The following is a 21940-nucleotide window of genomic DNA, read 5'->3' as shown; positions in this document are numbered from 1 at the left end:
AGAAACAATCATGGTCATTGGGTTTAATTTTTAGATTTAATCAGATTATGCTAGTATAACTTTATATTCTAATATTAGAGAATAAAAAAAGTATGGCTGGTGGTACATGTATTGTAATTAATGATAAAGGTATTAGTTTGATAACAGGGGGTAAATTTGAAGTTAAAGCTGGTCAGCATATCTTTAATGATGGACAGCGAGTTAAAGCGGAACTTCCTAATTTACCTGTCGTTAATGAGATTAATAATTATACAAATAAATGGGATTTTTATGATTTATTTTATGAATCTAATTTCTCAAATGTGAAATACAAATTAATTAATAATAAAAACAATACTTATATTTCAGGAACGCTAGATGAACATGGTCGAACTCAACGTATAAATACTTCTACTAATGAAGGTTACGATATGCTGATTGGTATAGATGAGGGTTGGACTGTTTCAGTTGAAACTGGCAATGAAGATGATGAACATGATTATGAATGTAAATGTGGTTCACACGAAAATCATGAATATGGGGGTGAGATATAATCATGGATTGTCTAGCCAATATAAAATTCTTAGATGCCCTGGGCCAACCAATAAATGGGTTAGCTCATCAACTTTGGGTTGGTTCCTCATTAATTTCTGAGTTTGTTACTACTGCCAATGGCGAATCAGTATGGATTAAACGTCCAGTTGGAACAGTTATTGATGTTCGAGTTAGAAGTATAGCCACTGGAGAGTACAACTCTAAAGTTAAAATACAACTAATTGGCGAAAAGACTATTTTTACTATACGTAGCCCTAAAGTCTTGCTTAAAGGTTTAAAGCTAACTACTAAAGAAGTAGCACAGGGAGGATATGTTAGATCAACTTATATTGTTGCTGAAGGAGATTATTTATCTCGAATCGCGAAAGACAACAATACAACTACGGATGAGTTAATAAGAATCAACAACTTAAAAAATGACCAAGATATTCATGCTGGGCAAGTCTTAAAGATACCTACCAATAAAACTGAGGCTTCTTCGCCTGCGCCTGAAAACAAGCCAAAACCCCCTGTACCACAGCAATATCAGGCAGAGAAAACTAAGATTATCGTAGCTCAGCGAACCGATACTTTGCCTTTAATTGCTAAACTTACTGGTAATAGCATTGACGAAATTAAGAAACTTAATGGATTAAGTGACGGTAAAATCTCACAAAACCAAACGATAAAAGTCTATGATCGTCAAATTAAGTCTACTGTGCCTAAACCACATACTGAGAAGAAAAAAGACGAGAATCGGCCTGTAACACCACCTAAAGTTGTTCAGGATGCCTCACAAAATAAGGAAAAGACACCAGTTGCAAAGGTATCATCGTCAACCTCTGCATCTTCAAAAGTTTCTGCAAAGAATGAGAGAGCTATAGCTAGATTACATCCACAAGTAAGGGACTTAATCAGAAAGTTCATCAATGAAGTGTATGCAAAGCACCAGGTACAACTTGTTATTGTTCAAGATTATCGTACCTATGCACAGCAAGATGCTTTGTACGCCAAAGGACGTACAACACCTGGAAGTATTGTAACAAGAGCACGAGGTGGTCAAAGTAACCATAACTTTGCTTTGGCTGTTGATGTTTTTCCATTATGGGAAGATGGTAAACTTCACATGGATGCAAAGTCGGATGCTAAAAATATTCAAATACTGAGAAAAGTCGCCCCTGTCGGGAAAAGTATTGGATTAGAGTGGGGTGGAGATTGGAAATCAATAGTTGATAATCCTCACTTCCAACTAAAAACTGGAAAAACTATGTCGCAGCTTAGACAACTAACTAAAGATGCAGGCGGTGATCCATTAAAGGTAGTATATAATGTTAAATAAACAAGGCACGATAATAAAACTTATTATTAGTTTTTTCTTTCTCTTAACAGGATGTAACTTATCCGCTAAAACTAACATGTCTCCAAAGAAAATCTATGAGCTAGATTTAACTGATCAGGGAATTAGTCCTGAAGGTGGCGGGATCGAATTGAAAAAAGAGAAAAATTATTGTTCTCTTATATTGAGTCTTTATGGAGAATCGGGACAAGAAAAATATAAGTTCAATTTTAAGAAGGATAATTTGATTAATACAAATTACCTAAAATATAGATATAAGAATGGTTTGATAGAAGCTAATAATGACTTAGATGACCTTATTGCTGATGATAGTAAAAAATCAAATAAAGGTGCTATGGAATTAATAGCAAATAAGTCATTTGTTGGAAACAAAGATAGACAAATTACAAAAAAATTTGAACTCTATAAGAAAAAAGTTCCTAAAATTCTATTAGACAGAAACTGTAACTAAATAAAAAATAATAAACGGATTAGAATAAGTATTTAGTATGGTTTTTGATTCTTTACATATCTTATAGGATTTAAATCAAAGCCTTGGCTCTTTCAAGGCTTTGATTTGGTTTAATGCTATTAAATATTTAAATCTTACGTGTGTTATAAATCAACCAATCTAAAATATCGCCAGATAAATGTTCAGCGAGTCTTTCTTGAACAGTTTGGTGGTAACCATTTAACCAGCCTTTCTCTTCATTCGTTAGCTTGTCAACGACAATACAATCTAAATGAATCGGGCAAAGTGTGAGCGTTTCAAACTCTAAAAATTCACCGTAAGTTTTTTCAAATCCAGAGTGGAGACGGTTTGCAACCAGATTTTCAATGCGAATACCGTATTGTCCCTCATGGTATAAGCCCGGTTCGTTAGAAATAATCATTCCTTCACGCAATTTGCTATAGGCATGTATAGGTGCGTAATAAGAAAGCACTTGCGGTCCTTCATGAACATTAAGCGCAAAGCCTACGCCGTGGCCTGTTCCATGTCGATAATCTAAACCATGTTGCCATAAAGTATTGCGACAAATTGAATCGAGTAGAGGAGCAGCTAAACCTTCTGGATAAATCGTTTTTGCCAAAGCTATGTGACATTTTAAAACCAAGGTGTAGTCACGTTTTTGTTGCTCTGTTGGAGTCCCTACGGGAACAACACGGGTAATGTCGGTAGTGCCGTCTACGTATTGTCCACCAGAATCAATCAGCAATAAACCATCGCCTTCGATAAATGAATAGTGCTCTTCAGTTGCACGGTAGTGAGGTAGAGCACCATTGGCATTAAAGCCGGCAATTGTTGAAAAGCTTGGGCCTATGAAACCCTCTTGTTGAGCACGGAAAGCTGTAATTTTCTCATCAATAGTCAGTTCTGAAATGTTCTCTTGATGATGAAGTGCTTTTTCTAACCAGTGGAAGAAATGACAAAGGGCAACACCATCTTTCACCATGGCATGGCGGATATGAGCTATTTCACTTTCATGCTTACGCGATTTAAAAAGTGTACTTGGGTTGATGTCATATACAACCCGAATATCTTTTGCGATGGCTTGTTCATGAAAAATCGAGACTTTGGCTGGATCTAAAAGTACTGAGGTATCAGTGATATTCGATAAAAACTTAGCTGTATCTTCGTAGTTACGAATCTCAATACCATCAGCTTTGAAAGCCTGTTGAATGGTTGAATCAACTTTGTTGCTATCAACAAATAAAACAGCCTGTTGAGTACTGATATATAAATGCGAAAGGAATACAGGGTTATATTCTACATCTTGCCCACGTGCATTTAAGACCCAGGCAATATCATCTAAAGATGAAATGAAATGTCCTTCAATCGCCTTAGTTTTTAATGTTTCGCGAATTGCTTGTATTTTCTCTTTACGAGATAAGGCATTTAACCCTTTAGGCATTAAATGAATCTGCTCTAAAGGAAGTTCTGGACGATTAGACCAGATTGAACCAATTAAATCTTGCTGTGTTTCAAGTTTAAAGCCACGTTGTTTTGCCGTATTTTCCAAAGCTTTAAATTGCTGGATTGAAAGCGTTTGTCCATTTACTGAAATGACCGAACCAGTTGATAAATTTTTCTCAATCCACGCGAGATGTGTTGAAGATTCATCACTGGTCAGTTTTTGTAATTGAAAGCCAGTTCCAGCGAGTTGTTGTTCGGCTTGTACCCAATAGCGCCCATCGGCCCAGAGCCCTGCAAAGTTTTGAGTCACGACTAGAGTGCCAACAGAGCCACTAAAACCGCTTAACCACTGCCTTGCTTTCCAGTAGTCAGGTAAATACTCTGACATATGGGGATCTGCACTCATGACAACCAAAGCATCAACGTGTTGATTGATCATGAGTTCACGAAGTTTCGCTAGTTTTTCTGGAACAGTTAAGTCGTTCATATGGTTTCCAAATCAGGTTGAACTTTGTTGGTGCTTTTGCTCATTAATTTATTCATTGGTTTCTTTAATAAAAATAACACGATTGCGCCAATAACCAAGGCCAACACACAGCGCATAAATAGGCTAGGTAAATGATTAATACCATCTGCCGATACGTGTCCGCCAATCAAACCTGCCATGAGGTTGCCTAAAGCTGAACCAGTGAACCATAAACCCATAATTTGACTGCGTATGACATCAGGTGCAAGTTTGGTCATGGTTGATAAGCCAATCGGGCTTAAGCAAAGTTCACCTATGGTAAGAAGAAATAAAGTACCGACTAACCAAAATGGTGAAACTACTCCGCCATGAATAGCAAAATGACTGGCTAAAGTCATAAGCAAAAAGCCACCTGCTGCGAATAACAACGCAATAATAAATTTGCTGATATAGCTTGGATCTTTATTTGCTTTACCTAGTTTAGCCCATAGCCAAGCTGCAACTGGAGCAAAGATAATAATAAAAAGAGCATTGATTGATTCAAACCATACAGTTGGGATCTCAAATCCGAAAACAATACGGTCCGTATAATCTTGCGCAAATAAAGTAAAAGTTGTGGGTTTTTGTTCGAAAGCTGACCAGAATAAAGCGGATGCTGCTAATAAAACGAAGCAAATAATGATTTTAAATTTTTCATGTTGCTCTAAATTCAGGAAAAGTAGTAAGTATGCAAAATAAGCAATAATTCCAATGCTAATTCCTACAGTTAAGTAGGTTGCAACAACGACTGGGTTGATGTGAATAATCCCAAAGAAAGTTAATCCAATAACCACCGCAACAGCGAATAAAAAGCTAAATACAATTTTAGGTGCATTTTTATTTTCTACGACAGGTTTGCTACAGCTATTGGTTTCTTGTCGCAATTCATTAAAAGTTTGGAGCTGGGGGACAGCCAAAAAGCGGAAAATTAATAAAGCAATGAGCATCCCAATGCCGCCAATACCAAAGCCTAAGTGCCAACCATAATCGCGAGCTAATAGACCTGTAATGAGCGGGGCAATAAACGAGCCCGTATTAATTCCCATATAAAAAATGGAAAATCCAGCATCTCGTCTACTATCTTGAGCTTTGTATAAAGTTCCTACAATGACTGAAATACAAGTTTTAAATAAACCTGAGCCAAGAACAATTAGAACTAGACCGAAATAAAAAAAGAATTCATCGAAAATGGTGGTGAGGGCAATTGATAAGTGACCTAAAGCAATAATAATTGAACCGTACCAGACAGCACGCGCCTGACCTAACCAGTTATCTGCAATCCATCCACCAAAGACGGTCATTAAATACATGGAACCTGCAAATAATCCCACAATAGCTGCGGCAGTTGGTCGATCAAGTGCTAGCCCACCGTCATTCACCATAGCAACCATATAAAGAACGAGTAAAGGCCGAATTCCATAATAAGAAAATCTTTCCCAAAGTTCTGTAAAAAATAAAGTTTTTAGTGGTTTTGGATGACCGAAAAATGCTTTATCGGATTGTTCAAGTTCATGTTTCATTATTCAAATCCTTGAATGATTTTATGTTTTTTATAAACATAACTTTTAGTTTGTTTATTTATAACCAAAATTTATGTTTTTTATTTTTTAGTTATTTTTAACAATAAAAGCAAATTTACCTTGTATAAAAACAGTGAATGAAAAAGAACATAAATAGTGGAGTTTATTATTAGATAAATAACAGTAAGGTGCGTTCATTTGACAAATCAAAGAACTGTTAAGAAGCGGAATGATCTATAAGAATTCATAAAAATGAAAAGTATTTGGTAGATTGTGGATAAGCAATAAAGAACTTTCTAACTTGCTAGCCAAGAAACCTGCGTCTTTTAAGAAGCGTAAAAAAGGGCGAAATCTGTAGCTTTTTAAGAGGTGTAAATATTTTTGTGTAATCTCATAAGAATCTCAACATTATATATAAGAAAGTATTATGATCAGGAACGACTGTTAGAAATTGATGCAGCGGATTATATCAGTGCAACAATTTTGCACTAAATTAGGGCAATAATGAGCTGTTTAAATATGCCATAATTTGAAAATGTGTGAATATGGTGCATTTGCACAAGCAAACAGTATAATGGGTTCAAGACAAGGGGCCTAAATCATGAATACTTATAAGTAATTCAATGTTTTAGGTAAGTCTTATAAAGTTGGTATGAGAATTGCTTAATAAATACCAGCAACTAACACGCACTTAACAAGTGCAACAAAATTTCATTGGAGCAAAATGAGCATGGCGAACAAGGTCCTTCAACTCATACAAGAAAGTGGCGCAAAATGGGTCGATTTTCGCTTTACTGATACTAAGGGTAAAGAACAGCACGTAACTTACCCAGCTGATTCTATTGATGAAGATACTTTTGAAGACGGTAAAATGTTTGATGGTTCTTCAATCGCTGGTTGGAAAGGTATTGAAGCATCTGACATGATCTTACGTCCAGATGCGGAAACTGGTTTCATCGACCCGTTCTTTGCTGAACCAACTGTAGTTGTGACTTGTGACGTTATTGAACCTTCAACTGGTCAAGGTTATGAGCGTGACCCACGTTCGATTGCTCGCCGTGCAGAAGAATACTTAAAATCTACAGGTATCGGTGATACTGCATTCTTCGGTCCAGAACCAGAATTTTTTGTATTTGACGAAGTGAAGTGGGACATCGATATGTCTGGCGCTCGTCATACATTAATCGCTGAAGAAGCTGCTTGGTCTACTGGTAACAGCTATGAGTCTGGTAACTCTGGTCACCGTCCACGCGTTAAAGGTGGTTACTTCCCAGTTCCTCCAGTTGATTCTTCACAAGATATGCGTGCAGAAATGTGTGCAAAAATCGAAGACATCATGGGCCCAGGTCGTGTAGAAGTACATCACCACGAAGTTGCTTCTTGCCAGTTAGAAATTGGTGTGAGCTTCAACACTCTTGTTCGTAAAGCTGACGAAGTTCAACAGTTCAAATATGCTGTTTGGAACGTTGCACATCAATATGCAAAAACAGCTACGTTTATGCCTAAACCAATGGTAGGTGATAACGGTTCTGGTATGCACGTTCACATGTCTATCTCTAAAGATGGCAAGAACTTGTTTGCTGGTGATGAATATGCTGGCCTTTCAGAAATGGCGTTGTACTTCATCGGTGGTATCATCAAGCACGCTCGTGCATTGAATGCAATCACAAACCCATCTACAAACTCATACAAGCGTTTGGTTCCTCACTTCGAAGCACCAATTATGCTTGCTTACTCAGCGCGTAACCGTTCTGCGTCTATCCGTATTCCATACGTTTCTAGCCCTAAAGGTAAGCGTATCGAAGCTCGTTTCCCAGACCCAATGATGAACCCATACTTAGGTTTCGCTGCATTGTTAATGGCTGGTATCGACGGTATCCAAAACAAGATCCATCCGGGCGAAGCTGCTGACAAGAACTTGTATGACCTTCCTCCAGAAGAAGAAGCAAAAATCCCAACAGTTGCTCATAGCTTAGATATGGCTCTTGAAGCACTTCAAGCAGATCACGAATTCTTGTTAAAAGGTGGCGTGTTCACTAAAGAAATGCTTGATGCATACATCGAACTTAAAACTGAAGATGTACGTCGTCTTAACACGACTACTCACCCAGTTGAATTCGATATGTACTACAGCTTGTAATACGTATTTCATAAAAAAGCCTGCTTATGCAGGCTTTTTTATTGCTTGGAATGTTGATTGAATTCTCTACGTTTTTTATCAAAAAATTGGGGTAAACTAGGTGCGAGTTTTCATGTGAGCAGATTATGCGTAAACGACAACCAGTACTTAAACAGGAACAAGTTTTAAATCCTGCATTGAAAACATGGTTGTATGCGTCTGGTTCTCTGACCCAACAATTGACTGAACTTGGCGGTGGACAGTTCAGCGTAAAGCCTTTTAAAGAACACTTTCAACGTTTAACTTTTGCAGACAGTCAATGGATGAGTATGCCTCATACCCACACTTCATGGGTGAGGGAAACTTATTTATATGGCTGTGAAGTTGAGCCATGGGTAAAAGCAAAAAGTATTTTTCCAATTCAAAGTTTACAAAAAAAAGCCCGTATATTTCAGCATATTGGTTCTAAACCGATAGGCCGTTTTTTATTTCAAAGAACAACACCTCTGTGTGACCGCCGTGTTATTCGCTTACCAGAAGGCTGGACGCGACAAAGTTGCTATACTTGGCATGGATGTAAATTTATTGTTCAAGAAACATTCTTACCGGCTTTTGAAGCTTTTTTATATCAGCAGCACGACAAGGAATTACTATGACGACTGCAACAGGCACAACATGGCGTCAGCGTTTAGAGGCTTATTATTATCTATGCCGATTTGATAAGCCAATTGGAACTGAGCTGGTGTTTTGGCCAACCATGTGGGCACTTTGGGTTGCAGCAGAGGGAATGCCGCCTCTACATATTCTTTTAGCAATGGTATTAGGTACAATTTTTATGCGTGCTGCTGGCTGTGCCATTAATGACTTTGCTGATCGTAAAGTGGATGGTCATGTAGAACGTACAAAAACTCGTCCTTTAGCAACTGGTGTAATTCGCCCAAGAGAAGCTATATATGTATTTTTAGCTTTAGTATTTGCAAGTGCTTGTACGCTTTTCTTTTTACCTATCGCGACATTTTATTGTGCGTTAGGAGGGTTGGTTTTAGCATTTATATATCCTTTCATGAAAAGATATACCCATTTACCTCAAGTCGTATTAGGTATGGCATTTTCTTGGGGCATTCCAATGTCTTTTACAGCAATGGGTAAGCCCTTAGATTTAACTTGTTGGTTGCTCTATTTTGGCAATTTGGCTTGGACAGTGGCTTATGACACTCAATATGCAATTACCGATCGTGAATATGATTTAAAAATTGGTGTGAAATCTACAGCTATTCTTTTTGGTCGGTATGACATCCAAATTATTGCACTTTTACAAGCAACCAGTCTTGTTTTGATAGGAACGGCGTTATATTTAGAAAATATCTTATTTCCATGGGCGATCATTACTTTAATTATTGTGGCATTCGATTTTATATATCAAACAATTAAAACCAAAGACCGCAACCCTCAGGTTTGTTTCTGGGCATTTCGTCACAATCGCTGGGTTGGATTAATCATTTTTATAGGAATATTTTTAAATTTCATATAGTAAAAATGACCGTGAGGTTGAAAAGTGTTCTATGCAGAGCACTTTTTTTATGTCTTAATATTTGTGCATAAGAAATATGCGGAATAAATAACACATAACATAAAAAGGATATTGTATGAAACGGTCAAACATTGCTTTAGCTATAACATTAACAGCTTCAACTTTTTTTCTTGCAGCCTGTGATGACAATGATGATGACTATATTGGTGTAAACCCTGATAAAACTTATATTTCAGAAAAAAACTATTCTCAGGACAGTTTAAGTGGCGCTGCATCTATCAAAGTGATGACCTATAACATGGAGAATGTACAAGGGAACACAGCTCAAGCAACGGCACTTGTCATGTTCCCTAAAATTGCTCAACCTAAAGATGGTTATCGGGTCGTGGTATGGGAACATGGAACAGTTGGTGTAGGGGATGGTTGTGCACCAAGCAATAATACAATTAATCCACGTTTTAAAATTTTAGCAGATACTCTCTTGGCAGCTGGCTATGTTGTGATTGCCCCAGACTATGAAGGTTTAGGTACGCGAGGAATGCATCCATACCTTAATTTGGGAAGTGAAGCTAAATCTGCAATTGCAGCGGTTAAGGCTGCAAAAGATCATTATGGTAATCAGCTAAACGGGGCATGGATGTCGATTGGACAGTCTCAAGGAGGGCATGCTTCACTAGGTACTGCGGAATTTGCAAATAACGACACCAACTATAAAGGTGCAGTTGCAACGGCACCAGCTTCTAGCCTTGGCTATATTATTTCTACAGTTGCACCACAAGCAATCCAAGATATTCTTAAAAAAGAGCAAGCTGGTACAGCACCTATTGGTACGGCTGTAGAAGTTTATGCTGAGCTACTTGCATATGCTGCATATACTACGGTAGGTATTACCGCTTATGAGCCAAAATTTAATTATCGTGAAATTTTCCAACAACGTTCACAAAGTATAGCTGAGTTCGCAGAGGGCACCACAGGCGAAAATGGTATGTGCTTAACCGATTTACATAATAAATTTGCGGCTGATATTCGTGATTATCTTGCGACTAATGCAGGTAAAATAGTTACTGATTATCCTGGTTTAGCGGGTAATTTCCAAGAAAACCCAACTGTGAAAAAATTCTTGGTAGATAACCAACCTGCTACTAAAAAAATTAATTCACCGGTCATGATTGTTCAGGGTACTGCTGATATGGCTGTACCATATCCAGTCACAGATGCCTTGCAAAAGGGGCTTAAAAATATGGGAACTGACGTGACGTTTGTACCTGTTAGTGGGGCTGCCCATACTCAAGCGATTGTATGTAGAAATGCTGAAATTTATCAATTTGTACAATCTAAGATGCCAGCTAAAACCAATATTGTGCTCGATCCATCGGTAATAGATGCAAGTAAGAATTTCGAATGTACAGGATTAGCACAATAATTTTTGTATTTAAAATATTCAAATTAAAAGGGTCCAAAAGTGGGCCCTTTTTGTTATATTGTTACGCATTCTGAAAATTGATACCGTTCGAGATTAAAACACTTATGAGTCAGCAACCTGTTGAAAAAAAGTCTGTTCCTTGGTTATTAATGGGATTAGGTTTGCTTATTCCTTTTTTGATTATTGGAATACTTTTCTTTGCTGCAAAGAGTGATGCTGAGAATAAAAAGCAATATGAGCAGCAACGTTTAGAAATGGAAAAAAGAATAGCTGAGAAAGAAGCTGTAAATTCGGATAAAAAATAGTATTAGCTATTTAATGAATATCTCTTTGTAATTGGCGTACGCTAGGAATGCTTGTATATCGTTTTACGATATAACCTGCTTCCGTAAGCATTTGATCACGGATACGGTCTTCTTCTGCTTTCTCAAGATGAGAGGGGTCATCTAATTCAATAATTGCGATGACTTCCATTTTGTCATTTAGCACGACAAAGTCGGTAACTTTGCGGTTGAACTGACTACGAATTTTATAATCATTACTGGTAATTAATGCGCTAAAGGCCACTTGAGCTAAAACATGGTAACTTGGGAAACTCTGTTTTAAACGTATAAACATCTGAGTTTCAAAATTAGTAATGACAGGACGGGCAAAGAATTTTTGTTTTGGAAATAAATAGGGACGTAAACAAACAACAAGAAAAATGCAGGTGCTTAAGCAACCTAAAATAATAAAAAATAAATGACTCGATTCGAACATGGGGGATAACATCATACAAATAAAAACCCACTCGTAATGAGTGGGTTTTTAAGAATCTTGGCTCTCCCACCTGGGCTCGAACCAGGGACCTGCGGATTAACAGTCCGTCGCTCTACCGACTGAGCTATGGGAGAATCTGGAAAAGGATTTTAGGCAGGAAAGGGGGCTAGGTCAAGGGTTAATAAGAGAATTAAAGAGAATATGTAACTGATTGGCTTAAAAATACTCGAAACATTGATTTTATTCAAAATAATAGAAAATTATTAAATGACTAGAAAAGAAAAAGCCCGCAATAAATGCGGGCTTTTAGAATCTTGGCTCTCCCACCTGGGCTCGAACCAGGGACCTGCGGATTAACAGTCCGTCGCTCTACCAACTGAGCTATGGGAGATTAGTAGATGGCTCTCCAACCTGGGCTCGAACCAGGGACCTGCGGATTAACAGTCCGTCGCTCTACCGACTGAGCTATTGGAGAATCTGATGCGCATTTTATGGATGAAATCTAAAAGCGTCAATAAGAATATTAAAGAAAATGAATCGTTTGCTTGATTAATATGCTTTTGTTGTACTAAAAATAAAAAAACCACCCTAAAGAGGGTGGTTTTTATAAAGAAATAAACTTATTTCTCTACACCAGCTGGTTGACCTGCAAGTTTTGCATTTGCATAGTCCCAGTTCACAAGGCTTTCTAAGAAAGTTGCGATGTATTTAGGACGTAAGTTACGGAAATCGATGTAGTAAGCATGTTCCCATACGTCAATTGTTAATACAGCAATTTGACCATGTGCAAGTGGAGTGTCTGCATTAGAAGTTTTAGTAATAGAAAGTTTACCGTTTACTTCATCAGCAACTAACCAAGCCCAACCTGAACCGAATTGAGTTGTTGCAGCAGCAGTAAATTCTTCTGCAAATTTTTCGTAGCTACCAAAAGCTTCGTCAATTTTAGCAGCGATTGCACCAGTAGGCTTACCACCACCGTTTGGCTTCATGCTGTTCCAGTAGAACGTGTGGTTCCAAACTTGAGCAGCGTTGTTGAAAATACCCGCTTTAGATGCATCACCAGCAGTTGCTTTAATGATTTCTTCTAAAGTTTTACCTTCAAGGTCAGTACCTTTGATTAAGTTGTTTAAGTTAACAACATAGGTATTGTGGTGTTTGTCGTGATGGTATTCTAAAGTTTCTTTACTGATATGTGGCGCTAAATCATCATAGCCATATGGAAGTGCAGGTAAAGTAATGGTTGTCATGTTCCTATTCCTTGCATTTGCTGGGTTATACAATATTAAGTGACTCTATTGTAAATGATTCTGTTCACAATAGGGCATCGTTTTAAAGAACTATACACAATAAAGATCTAATTAATACGCATAACACAGATTGAAAAAAAGACTTAATTAAATCGGATTATTCAATTCAAAATATTCACTTTCAACAGAGAACTGTTTTGAAATAGCTTGTGCCAAACGTTGAACACCATAACGTTCAGTTGCATGGTGGCCACAGGCAAAATAATGAACACCTAATTCTTTTGCTTCATAAAAAGTTCGTTCACTGACTTCGCCTGAAATGTAAGCATCGCAGTTTTGCAAAGCCGCTTTAGCAATAAAATCTTGAGCGCCCCCTGTACAGAAGCCTACTTTTTGAATGCTTTGTTTTTCAGCTGGTAAGTGAATCACCTTAAAATCAAAACTGTTTTGCAGTTTTGCTTTAAATTCATCTACAGAAAGCGCTTGTTCTAAATAACCAATATTACCAATCGGATGTTTCTCGGTTAAATCAAGGGGTTCTAAATTTTGTAAGTTTAGTTTTTCTGCAATAGCGATATTATTACCTAAACTCGGATGTGCATCTAAAGGTAGATGGTAAGCCACTAATGAAATATTATTTTGAATAAGTTTTTTAATGCGATTGCCTCGCATACCAGTAATTGGATACGGTTCGCCCTTCCAAAAATAACCGTGGTGTACGAGTAATAAGTCTGCATTTTGAGCAATGGCTGCATCAATTGCATCTTCAGAAGCAGTTACTGCACAAAGAATACGTTTTACTTCAGTTGAACCTTCAATTTGCAGGCCATTTGGTGCGTAATCTTTAAACTCTGCTGCTTTTAAGGTTTGGTCGCACCACTGAATAATTTCATGCAAATTCGCCATGATATTTCCTGAATTGAGTAGTAAATAATTGCTAAAGCTATAGAAACATATTTTGTTGTGTAACTAAAGCTAGACAAATCTTTTTTGACTTTTTTATGTATATCGACATATTTAATTTAAAATGCTTAACTGAAAACTCTTTTTGTTCAATATATTAATTTAATTAAAAACTTCTTTGCGTAGAGGATATGAACGTGCGCCGCACCTTTACATGGTTACCTTGGGTGTTACTTATTATTGTAATTGCCAGTTTTATTGCATGGCAAAAATACCATCAGCCGAAACCAACTGTTGCAGTTGATGGGGTGCAAATGCCTGCTGAGAAAGTTGAGCCACTGGTGGATACTTCTCGAACGGGCGGGGTGGTGTCTTATAGTGCTGCGGTAAAAGTTGCAGCACCGGCAGTTGTTAATATTTTTACGACCCAGAAAGTTAAACAAAATCATCCTTTATTAAGTGATCCGGTTTTCCGTGAATTTTTTGGAAATCAGGTTCCTGAACAAAAACAGCAAAATGAAAATAGCTTAGGTTCAGGGGTTATTGTTCGTGCTGATGGTTATATTCTTACCAATAACCATGTGATTGCCCAAGCTGACCAGATTGTAGTTGCTTTACATGACGGACGTCGTGCAGAAGCTACAATTGTTGGAACTGACCCAGATACAGATTTGGCAGTCATTAAAATCGATTTAGATAAACTGCCAGTATTGCCATTTAAGTTAAGTGGTAATGAGGTAGGCGATGTTGTTTTAGCAATTGGTAACCCATTTGGTGTTGGGCAAACGGTAACTCAAGGTATTGTTTCGGCAACAGGTCGCTCAGATTTAGGTATTAATACCTATGAAGACTTTATTCAAACTGATGCGGCAATTAACCCTGGGAATTCAGGCGGGGCTTTAATTGATGTGGCTGGTAACTTGATTGGTGTGAATACGGCTATTTTTTCACAATCAGGTGGTTCTTTAGGTATTGGCTTTGCAATTCCTGCTAAGGTTTGTCAACAAGTACTCAACTCAATTTTAAAAGATGGCCGTGTAGTTCGTGGTTGGTTAGGTATTAGTTTACTTCCACCTACACAGGATGATGTATTGGCACCAAAACCACCAGTGGGTGTAGTTGTTGCTGATGTATTAAAAAGTGGTCCAGCGGCTTCTGCTGGTATTAAAGTTGGCGATAAAATTGTTCAGGTAAATAATGAACCGATTACTTCGGCTTCTCATTTGATTAATTATGTGGCTTTACAAGCGCCAAATAGCGAAATTAATGTGTTGGTTGAACGAGATGGGAAACAACAAAACTTTGTTGTGACTGTGGGTGAGCGAAAAGCGCAAAATACTCAATCTCAGTATATCCCGCTTCCTAAACGTTAAAACCTCAATAAAAAAAGCCTCACGATGAGGCTTTTTTTTATGAATACTGATTAAGAGTGGCTAAGACTTTGATGTTGGTTTTTAAACTCAGCTAAAGCCTCAATTCGATATTGAATGAGCATTTCACCAATTTCCGCACCCTTAATATTCTCTGGTAAATCTTGAACTTTAATAGAGCGAACAATCTGCATGGCTTCACGCATGTATTGAGCTTGAGGATACGGACGATCTTCTAGTCCTAATCTTCCTTTTGCATCACACTCACAGGCTTGGACAAAAGCCTCGACTCTTTCTGGGCGACGTAAAACATCTAAGCGTTGTAATAGACGCCATAAAGTACCTGGTTTTAATGACATAATCTGGTGGCATTTTAAATGTTCTTTACACACTGATAATGCCAATTGCTTGGTTTGTGTTGGAACTCTTAAACGTTCGCATAATTGAGTAACCGGTTTAATTCCACGTTCTTCATGCATGATATGACGAGGAAGCTCATCGGCTGGAGTAAGCGCTTTACCCAGATCATGTACTAAAACAGCAAAACGTACATCGAGTGAATAATTCGATTTACAAGCTTGTTGCAGAGACATAAGGGTGTGAACACCACAATCCACTTCTGGATGATATTCAGGGCGTTGAGGTACACCGAATAAAGCATCAATCTCTGGGAAAAGATGTTTTAATGCGCCGCAATCACGCAAAGTTTGGAAGTAAATATCAGCATGAGTTTCCATTAAAGCGCGAGAAGTTTCTTTCCATACACGCTCTGGTGTTAATGCATCTAGTTCACCTGACTCTGCCATGGTTTGCATAAGCTGCAAGGTCTCAGGAGCAATTTGAAAACCATATGGGAAATATCGAGCTGCAAAACGAGCAACACGTAAAACACGTAAAGGATCTTCAGCAAATGCTTCCGAAACATGGCGCAGAATTTTATTTTCTAAGTCGTTTTGGCCACCATATGGATCATATATTTTGCCGTCTTGATCCATGGCTATTGCATTAATAGTTAAGTCACGACGAATTAAGTCGTCTTCTAAACTTACAGTTGTATCAGTAAAGAATTGAAATCCGTGATATCCCTGACCAGACTTTCGCTCGGTTCGTGCAAGTGCATATTCTTCTTTGGTTTGGGGATGAAGAAACACAGGGAAATCTTTGCCTACAGGTTGGAAACCTTGGGCGAGCATGTGTTCCGGCGTTGCACCGACCACAACATAGTCTTTTTCTTGATAGGGATGCCCAAGTAAATAATCTCGAACAGCACCGCCTACTAAATACACTTGCATGAAAAAACCTCTATTCTTCAAGCAATCATGCTACAGAATAGAGGTTTTCTCAAGTCATTAGAAAGGCTTTTCGTAAAAAGCGGTTTCTAAATTACTTTTCTTGTTGTTGAATCTCTGCAACTGTTAAAGCAGTCATATTGATAAGACGGCGAGTCGTCGCTGTAGGTGTCAAAATATGAACTGGTTTAGCAGCACCTAGCAAAATTGGACCAATTGTAACGTTGTTACCAGAAGTTGCTTTTAACAAGTTAAATGAAATGTTTGCTGCATCTAGGTTCGGCATAATCAGCAAGTTTGCTGAACCTTTGAAGCGTGAACCTGGGAAAGCATATTGACGAATGCTTTCGTCTAATGCTGCATCACCATGCATTTCACCTTCAACTTCAAGCTCAGGAGCTTGCTCAGATAAAATACGATAAACTTCACGCATTTTTTGAGCGCTTGAATCAGTCTGGTCGCTACCGAAACTTGAGTGAGAAAGTAAAGCTACACGTGGTGTAATACCAAAGCGACGTACTTCTTCAGCTGCTAAAATTGTCATTTCAGCAAGTTGTTCAGCAGTCGGGTTAGTGTTTACATACGTATCAGCAATAAACAAGTTACGGTCTTCAAGCATCAATGCATTTAGCGTGAAGAAGTTGTTCATACCTTCTTTAAGGCCAATGACATTGCGTACGAAGTCAAGGTGAATGTTATAGCTACTGTAAGTACCACATAACATACCATCTGCTTTACCAAATTTAACCAGAAGAGATGCGATTAAAGTTGAACGACGGCGAGCTTCACGTTGAGCATATTCAACAGTAATGCCTTTACGTTGCATTGTTTGATAGTAGTCTTTCCAAAACTCTTCATACATCGGGTTTTGTTCTTGATCTACAATCTCAATATTTACGCCGTGTTGTAAACGTAGGCCTAATTTTTTGATGTTCGCTTCAATGACTGCAGTACGACCAACTAAAATTGGTTTAGCTAAATCTTCATCAACTGCAATTTGAACAGCACGTAATACGCGCTCATCTTCACCTTCAGCATATGCAATACGTTTAGGATCTGTTTTTGCTTGAGCAAAGATTGGTTTCATCAAGAATGCTGAGTTGTAAACAAACTCAGAAAGTTTTTGACGATATGCAGAGAAATCTTCGATAGGACGAGTTGCAACACCTGAGTCCATTGCAGCTTTAGCAACAGCAGGTGCGATTTCTAAAATCAAGCGTTGGTCAAGTGGGCGTGGAATTAAGTAGTCACGACCAAATGAAGCAGATTTTTCACCATAAGTTGCTGCATCAGCTTCTACATGAGCCATACGTGCAATTGCGTGTACACATGCAATTTTCATATCTTCGTTAATAGTTGTCGCACCTACGTCAAGTGCACCACGGAAGATATAAGGGAAACATAAAGCGTTGTTTACTTGGTTCGGGTAGTCCGAACGACCAGTTGCCATAATGACATCAGGACGTACTTCATGTGCGTGTTCAGGTAAAATTTCTGGATCTGGGTTTGCCAAAGCAAAGATAATTGGATTTTCAGCCATTTGTTTCACCATATCTTTGGTGAGAATACCCGCAGCTGAAAGACCCAAGAACATATCTGCACCAGCCATTACTTCATGTAATTGCGTCGCTTTAATGTCTTGTACATAACGTTTTTTAGATTCATCTAAGCCTTCACGTGAAGTCGTAAGTAGACCACGAGAATCGGCAACAATGATATTTTCTTTATTTACGCCTAGAGCGCAAAGTAAATCTAAACAAGAAAGGGCAGCAGCACCTGCGCCTGAAGCAACAATTTTGATTTCTTCAATTTTCTTGTTAACCAGTTGTAGAGCATTTAATAATGCTGAACCTACAATAATACTTGTACCGTGTTGGTCATCATGGAACACAGGAATTTTCATGCGTTCACGAAGTTTCTTCTCGATATAGAAACATTCTGGCGCTTTGATATCTTCAAGGTTAATACCGCCGAAAGTTGGTTCTAATGAAGCAACAATATCAACGATTTTATCTGGATCGTTTTCAGCAATTTCAATATCAAATACGTCAACACCAGCGAACTTCTTGAACAGAACGCCTTTACCTTCCATTACTGGTTTAGAAGCTAATGGACCAATGTTACCTAAACCAAGAACCGCAGTACCGTTACTTACAACAGCAACTAAGTTGCCACGTGCAGTGTATTTTGCAGCAGCTGAAGGATCACGTTCAATCTCTAAACATGGAGCAGCAACCCCTGGTGAATAAGCTAGAGCCAAATCTCGTTGGTTGACGAGTTGCTTACTAGGCGTGACGCTGATTTTCCCTGGATTTGGATATTCGTGGTAATTTAAAGCGGCCTGTTTTAAAGATTGATCGTCCATCTGAGTCTCTATTTGATACAAAAAAGCAAACTAGTCAAATCACTCATTTAGGGGGAGGCAACTCAGTTCTTTTACTATGCTTTAATTTTTACCAATTAAGAGAATAGTAGACGAATTGCCAATAGCCCCGTAGTGAGCTAAATGCTAAAGAATATAACACTACTTCTTTATTTCTCACAGTCAAAAACGCTCATTTTTGGAAAAACCAGCGCATGTAAAATAGACTGTTAAAACAATTATGAAATATACGTATTTGATTGTAGATATTGAATAATCTGATTTGGATGAAGCGGGCGACTAAAGAAATAGCCTTGTAAAAAATCACATTGTTGTTTTTGTAGATAAATAACTTGCTCTTTAGTTTCAACACCTTCAGCAACCAGTTTAAGCCCCATACTTTTGCCCATTGCAATCATGGCATTGACAATAGCTTCTTGTTTTTGATCACCGATTTTCGAAATAAAGGCTCGATCAATTTTCAAAACATCAATTGGGTATTCGGTTAGATAAGCTAAAGATGAATAGCCAGTACCAAAATCATCAAGTGCGATCGAAATGTTGCGCTCTTTAATTGAGTGCAATAGTTTCTTCACATTATCGGTATTGTCCAATAAAGCTGATTCAGTAATTTCTAGTTCTATATTTGAGCCATCTAATTGATACTTCTCTAAAAATTCATCTAAATCGTTAAGCAATAATCCTCGATGAATTTGTTGAGCCACAATATTTACAGAGACTTGAATATCTGTATAACCTGCATTTTTCCATTCTTGTAATTGTTTGCCGACTTTATCTAAAACAACTTTGCCAATATCGGAAATAAGACTACTACGCTCGGCAAAAGGAATGAACATATTTGGCATAACTAGTCCTTTTTCAGGATGCTGCCAGCGAATTAAAGCTTCAAAACCTTTAACCGATTTATCATTTAAATTAATTTTTGGTTGGTAATAAACCACAAATTCATCATTTTGAATGGCTTTACGTAGCTCTTGTTCTAAATCTGCTGTCTTATAGGGATTCGTTGTTTTATTACAATAGTAACTAATAGTATTGCCGCCCAAACGTTTTGCTTCGGACAATGCTTGTTCTGCATGGTTGTTGAGATGATCAATTTGTCTGCCGTGCTCAGGAAAACAAGCAACTCCAATAGAGGCTGTAATAAAATATTCTTGCTGATCAATATAAAAAGGGGCATTTAATGCTTGTAATATATTTTGGCAATATTGCTCAATATTTGGATGAATCGGTGATATTTCATAAATGATTGCAAAATCATCCCCATTTAAATAAGCAACTAAAATGGCATTAATATTGGTAAGTCGTAGACGCTGTGCAAATTGTTTTAGCAGTTCATCACCACTATCATTATTTAGAAATTCATTAAATGCTCTAAATCTATCAATATTAATGCGTATTAATGCCAAATTTTTAAAACTATAAGAGGGATTGACTAAATACTGATGTAATTGATTGTAATAATAAAAACGGTTAGGAAGGTGAGTTAAACTATCATAATTTTTTAAATAAGATAAATGTTGCTCTTGGCGCTTTTGCTCAGTTAAATCACGTGCAAAACCAATATAATTAATAACTTGGCTGTGTTCATCTTTCACTGCATTAATATGAAGCCATAAATAAACACTCTTACCCGATGCAAACTTTTCATCAAATTGGCCCATATATTCGCCAGTTTTTAGAAGTTGTTGAGTAATTGAGTCATGAAACTGTTGTTGCTGTAATTTCTGATTTATTGCGATGTTAAATAGCTGCTGATTTAATAATTCAGACTTTGAAAAACCAGTTAATTTTTCATAATAGGGGTTAACATCAATATAATTAAGTTTTTCATCTAGAATAAAAATTCCTTCAGCAGCTTGTTCAAGCACAATAGCGCAGAGTCTTAGATGCTCTTGATCTTTTTTTTCCTGATGGATATCTCTGGTCATTCCGACCATACGTAAAGCTTTATTGGTCTTCGGATCACGGCTAATGACACGGCCTACATCATGAATCCAACGCCAAGAGCCATTACGACGTAAAATACGGAAAGTGATATTGAAATGATCAGATTTTCCTTCCAAGTGCTCTTTTAAACGCTCATCAAATAATTGTCGGTCATTAGGATGTATACGCTCTAATATGGTCTTGAGATGTAAAGACGTATTTTGCGTTTGTTTTTGCTGATCAAAGAAAGTGATTTCTAGTTTTTGTTTTTCAATATCCCAGTCCCACGGTCGAATACCTGCGGTTTCATGGGCAAATGCTAAATTATGATGATTGCTTTCAAGCCTCTCATTCATTTTAGTTAAGTCGTATGTTCTTTCACGTACTTTTTGTTCGAGTAAATGATTATTAAATTGAAGCTGTGCCTCAATATCTTTGGATTTATTTACTTCTTGCTGAAGCTGTACGCATAATTCTTCAGCCCATTGTGTATGCTGTTCTGCGACTTGTACGAGTTGTTTATTTTTAAATAGTAGTTGAGAGATTTTTTGATAGTTACGTTGAGTTGCATAAGCACAAAGCAAAGTTGCAACAAAGGCTAAGTTATAAGCAAAGTAAAAAGGAAGTTGCGTGATTTGAGAATGAGTAAATTGACTAATAATGAGTGGAACTGTACTTGGAATAAACAGCAAATAAAAATATCTGGGCTGCTGAGTCAGAAAAGTCAGGCCAATAATGTGTGCTGAGGTAATAAATAGGGCAATGAGGATATGAACATCAGAGACGGATATTAATGTAGCTGGAAGTGAAAAATGAAGAACAATTATATTTATTCCCATTAAAATTCCAGAGAGCAAACAAATACCTTGCAGCGTTAAATCAGTTTTCTTAATAAAATTAATATCACGATACTGGGTTAAAAGTTTTGGAATAAATAATAGACAAGTAAAAGTTAAAACAGTAAAGCCAATTGACCAAATAAATTTTGTAATGTAAGAAGTAAAGTAACAAGAGAAAATAATGGCTGAAATCAGACAAAGTAATATTAAGCTAATCAGATACCAGCGAATATATTGAATTGAGAGCCGGAGCTGTTCAATTTTGGTTTGATGCTGTAAATATTCTTCCTGAAGGCCAGACATAAGATTTTTCTATCCTATTTTTTTACATTTATACAGAAAGAATCTGATTTATCAGT

At 37.4% G+C, this 21940-nt stretch carries 16 protein-coding genes, 3 tRNA genes and 1 pseudogene; 9 read left to right on the top strand and 11 right to left on the bottom strand.

Going from position 1 to position 21940, the window contains the following annotated elements:
• Positions 1-92: 92 nt before the first annotated feature.
• The 3 genes from RMA95_RS01075 to RMA95_RS01065 are packed head-to-tail and all read left to right on the top strand — an operon-like array spanning position 93 to position 2321.
• Positions 93-533, top strand: a complete 441-nt coding sequence (locus RMA95_RS01075; RefSeq protein WP_311069346.1) for a hypothetical protein — start codon at positions 93-95, stop codon at positions 531-533.
• A gap of 2 nt (positions 534-535) precedes the next feature.
• The gene (locus tag RMA95_RS01070; protein ID WP_311069345.1) at positions 536-1852 is read left to right on the top strand and encodes a LysM peptidoglycan-binding domain-containing protein; all 1317 of its coding nucleotides are present in this window, start codon (positions 536-538) and stop codon (positions 1850-1852) included.
• Entirely contained in the window at positions 1842-2321 is a 480-nt protein-coding gene (locus RMA95_RS01065; protein WP_004700369.1) for a hypothetical protein, read from the top strand. Before RMA95_RS01070 ends, RMA95_RS01065 begins: the two co-directional genes overlap by 11 nt.
• Before the next feature lie 127 nt (positions 2322-2448).
• Here the strand turns inward: RMA95_RS01065 and RMA95_RS01060 are convergent, their stop codons facing one another.
• Entirely contained in the window at positions 2449-4251 is a 1803-nt protein-coding gene (locus tag RMA95_RS01060; protein WP_311069344.1) for an aminopeptidase P family protein, read from the bottom strand.
• A pseudogene (locus RMA95_RS01055) lies at positions 4248-5809 on the bottom strand (peptide MFS transporter). Before RMA95_RS01055 ends, RMA95_RS01060 begins: the two are co-directional and overlap by 4 nt.
• A 704-nt stretch (positions 5810-6513) precedes the next feature.
• On the opposite strand from RMA95_RS01055, the gene glnA reads away from it, so the two are divergent.
• From glnA to RMA95_RS01030, 5 genes are all read left to right on the top strand, one after another.
• Complete coding sequence (gene glnA, locus RMA95_RS01050) at positions 6514-7929, top strand: type I glutamate--ammonia ligase (RefSeq protein ID WP_171057781.1); 1416 nt, start codon at positions 6514-6516, stop codon at positions 7927-7929.
• A 125-nt stretch (positions 7930-8054) separates the two neighbouring features.
• Positions 8055-8564, top strand: coding sequence for a chorismate lyase (locus RMA95_RS01045; RefSeq protein WP_198072309.1), 510 nt, complete (start codon positions 8055-8057; stop codon positions 8562-8564).
• Positions 8561-9439, top strand: a complete 879-nt coding sequence (ubiA, locus tag RMA95_RS01040) for a 4-hydroxybenzoate octaprenyltransferase (RefSeq protein WP_311069343.1) — start codon at positions 8561-8563, stop codon at positions 9437-9439. The genes RMA95_RS01045 and ubiA overlap by 4 nt, the downstream gene beginning before the upstream one ends.
• Positions 9440-9554: 115 nt before the next feature.
• A complete protein-coding gene (locus tag RMA95_RS01035; protein WP_311069342.1) occupies positions 9555-10862 on the top strand; it encodes a lipase family protein in 1308 nt (435 codons plus the stop codon).
• A gap of 104 nt (positions 10863-10966) precedes the next feature.
• Positions 10967-11167, top strand: a complete 201-nt coding sequence (locus RMA95_RS01030; RefSeq protein ID WP_311069341.1) for a hypothetical protein — start codon at positions 10967-10969, stop codon at positions 11165-11167.
• 10 nt (positions 11168-11177) lie between these two features.
• On the opposite strand, the gene RMA95_RS01025 is transcribed toward RMA95_RS01030, so the two are convergent.
• The 6 genes from RMA95_RS01025 to RMA95_RS01000 all read right to left on the bottom strand — a co-directional run bounded on the left by RMA95_RS01025 (position 11178) and on the right by RMA95_RS01000 (position 13774).
• A complete protein-coding gene (locus tag RMA95_RS01025) occupies positions 11178-11621 on the bottom strand; it encodes a DUF2726 domain-containing protein (protein ID WP_311069505.1) in 444 nt (147 codons plus the stop codon).
• A 58-nt stretch (positions 11622-11679) separates the two neighbouring features.
• Positions 11680-11755 (bottom strand) — tRNA-Asn (locus RMA95_RS01020).
• Between the two features lie 181 nt (positions 11756-11936).
• Positions 11937-12012: transfer RNA gene (locus tag RMA95_RS01015), tRNA-Asn, on the bottom strand.
• Between the two features lie 8 nt (positions 12013-12020).
• Positions 12021-12096: transfer RNA gene (locus tag RMA95_RS01010), tRNA-Asn, on the bottom strand.
• Positions 12097-12241: 145 nt separating this feature from the next.
• On the bottom strand, positions 12242-12868 hold the full coding sequence (locus tag RMA95_RS01005) for a superoxide dismutase (protein ID WP_000208083.1): 627 nt from the start codon (positions 12866-12868) through the stop codon (positions 12242-12244).
• 147 nt (positions 12869-13015) lie between these two features.
• Positions 13016-13774: a Nif3-like dinuclear metal center hexameric protein gene (locus RMA95_RS01000; RefSeq protein WP_263614258.1), complete on the bottom strand. Its 759-nt coding sequence runs from the start codon at positions 13772-13774 to the stop codon at positions 13016-13018.
• Positions 13775-13968: 194 nt separating this feature from the next.
• Here RMA95_RS01000 and RMA95_RS00995 point away from each other — a divergent pair, with 194 nt between their 5' ends.
• Positions 13969-15144 carry a trypsin-like peptidase domain-containing protein gene (locus RMA95_RS00995; RefSeq protein WP_311069340.1) on the top strand — a complete coding sequence of 392 codons (1176 nt, stop codon included), beginning with the start codon at positions 13969-13971 and terminating at the stop codon, positions 15142-15144.
• 50 nt (positions 15145-15194) lie between these two features.
• Here the strand turns inward: RMA95_RS00995 and RMA95_RS00990 are convergent, their stop codons facing one another.
• From RMA95_RS00990 to RMA95_RS00980, 3 genes are all read right to left on the bottom strand, one after another.
• On the bottom strand, positions 15195-16433 hold the full coding sequence (locus RMA95_RS00990) for a multifunctional CCA addition/repair protein (protein WP_311069338.1): 1239 nt from the start codon (positions 16431-16433) through the stop codon (positions 15195-15197).
• Between the two features lie 91 nt (positions 16434-16524).
• Positions 16525-18795, bottom strand: a complete 2271-nt coding sequence (locus tag RMA95_RS00985; protein WP_151817803.1) for an NADP-dependent malic enzyme — start codon at positions 18793-18795, stop codon at positions 16525-16527.
• Positions 18796-19031: 236 nt separating this feature from the next.
• Complete coding sequence (locus RMA95_RS00980) at positions 19032-21884, bottom strand: EAL domain-containing protein (RefSeq protein ID WP_311069337.1); 2853 nt, start codon at positions 21882-21884, stop codon at positions 19032-19034.
• Positions 21885-21940 lie beyond the last annotated feature (56 nt).

Origin of the sequence: Acinetobacter sp. V110_1, from assembly GCF_031798975.1 — a bacterium.
GTDB classification, from domain to species: domain Bacteria; phylum Pseudomonadota; class Gammaproteobacteria; order Pseudomonadales; family Moraxellaceae; genus Acinetobacter; species Acinetobacter nosocomialis_A.
The sequence above is the reverse complement of the archived record's forward strand: the minus strand, read 5'-3'. Positions and strand labels throughout refer to the sequence as shown.

Coding starts and splice junctions, on each gene's coding strand:
- RMA95_RS01070 (WP_311069345.1), top strand. CDS start 536: ATGGATTGTCTAGCCAATATAAAATTCTTAGATGCCCTGGGCCAACCA.
- glnA (WP_171057781.1), top strand. CDS start 6,514: ATGAGCATGGCGAACAAGGTCCTTCAACTCATACAAGAAAGTGGCGCA.
- RMA95_RS00990 (WP_311069338.1), bottom strand. CDS start 16,433: ATGCAAGTGTATTTAGTAGGCGGTGCTGTTCGAGATTATTTACTTGGG.
- RMA95_RS00980 (WP_311069337.1), bottom strand. CDS start 21,884: ATGTCTGGCCTTCAGGAAGAATATTTACAGCATCAAACCAAAATTGAA.
- RMA95_RS01025 (WP_311069505.1), bottom strand. CDS start 11,621: ATGTTCGAATCGAGTCATTTATTTTTTATTATTTTAGGTTGCTTAAGC.
- RMA95_RS01000 (WP_263614258.1), bottom strand. CDS start 13,774: ATGGCGAATTTGCATGAAATTATTCAGTGGTGCGACCAAACCTTAAAA.
- RMA95_RS01035 (WP_311069342.1), top strand. CDS start 9,555: ATGAAACGGTCAAACATTGCTTTAGCTATAACATTAACAGCTTCAACT.
- RMA95_RS01065 (WP_004700369.1), top strand. CDS start 1,842: ATGTTAAATAAACAAGGCACGATAATAAAACTTATTATTAGTTTTTTC.
- ubiA (WP_311069343.1), top strand. CDS start 8,561: ATGACGACTGCAACAGGCACAACATGGCGTCAGCGTTTAGAGGCTTAT.
- RMA95_RS01005 (WP_000208083.1), bottom strand. CDS start 12,868: ATGACAACCATTACTTTACCTGCACTTCCATATGGCTATGATGATTTA.
- RMA95_RS00985 (WP_151817803.1), bottom strand. CDS start 18,795: ATGGACGATCAATCTTTAAAACAGGCCGCTTTAAATTACCACGAATAT.
- RMA95_RS01075 (WP_311069346.1), top strand. CDS start 93: ATGGCTGGTGGTACATGTATTGTAATTAATGATAAAGGTATTAGTTTG.
- RMA95_RS01045 (WP_198072309.1), top strand. CDS start 8,055: ATGCGTAAACGACAACCAGTACTTAAACAGGAACAAGTTTTAAATCCT.
- RMA95_RS01030 (WP_311069341.1), top strand. CDS start 10,967: ATGAGTCAGCAACCTGTTGAAAAAAAGTCTGTTCCTTGGTTATTAATG.
- RMA95_RS01060 (WP_311069344.1), bottom strand. CDS start 4,251: ATGAACGACTTAACTGTTCCAGAAAAACTAGCGAAACTTCGTGAACTC.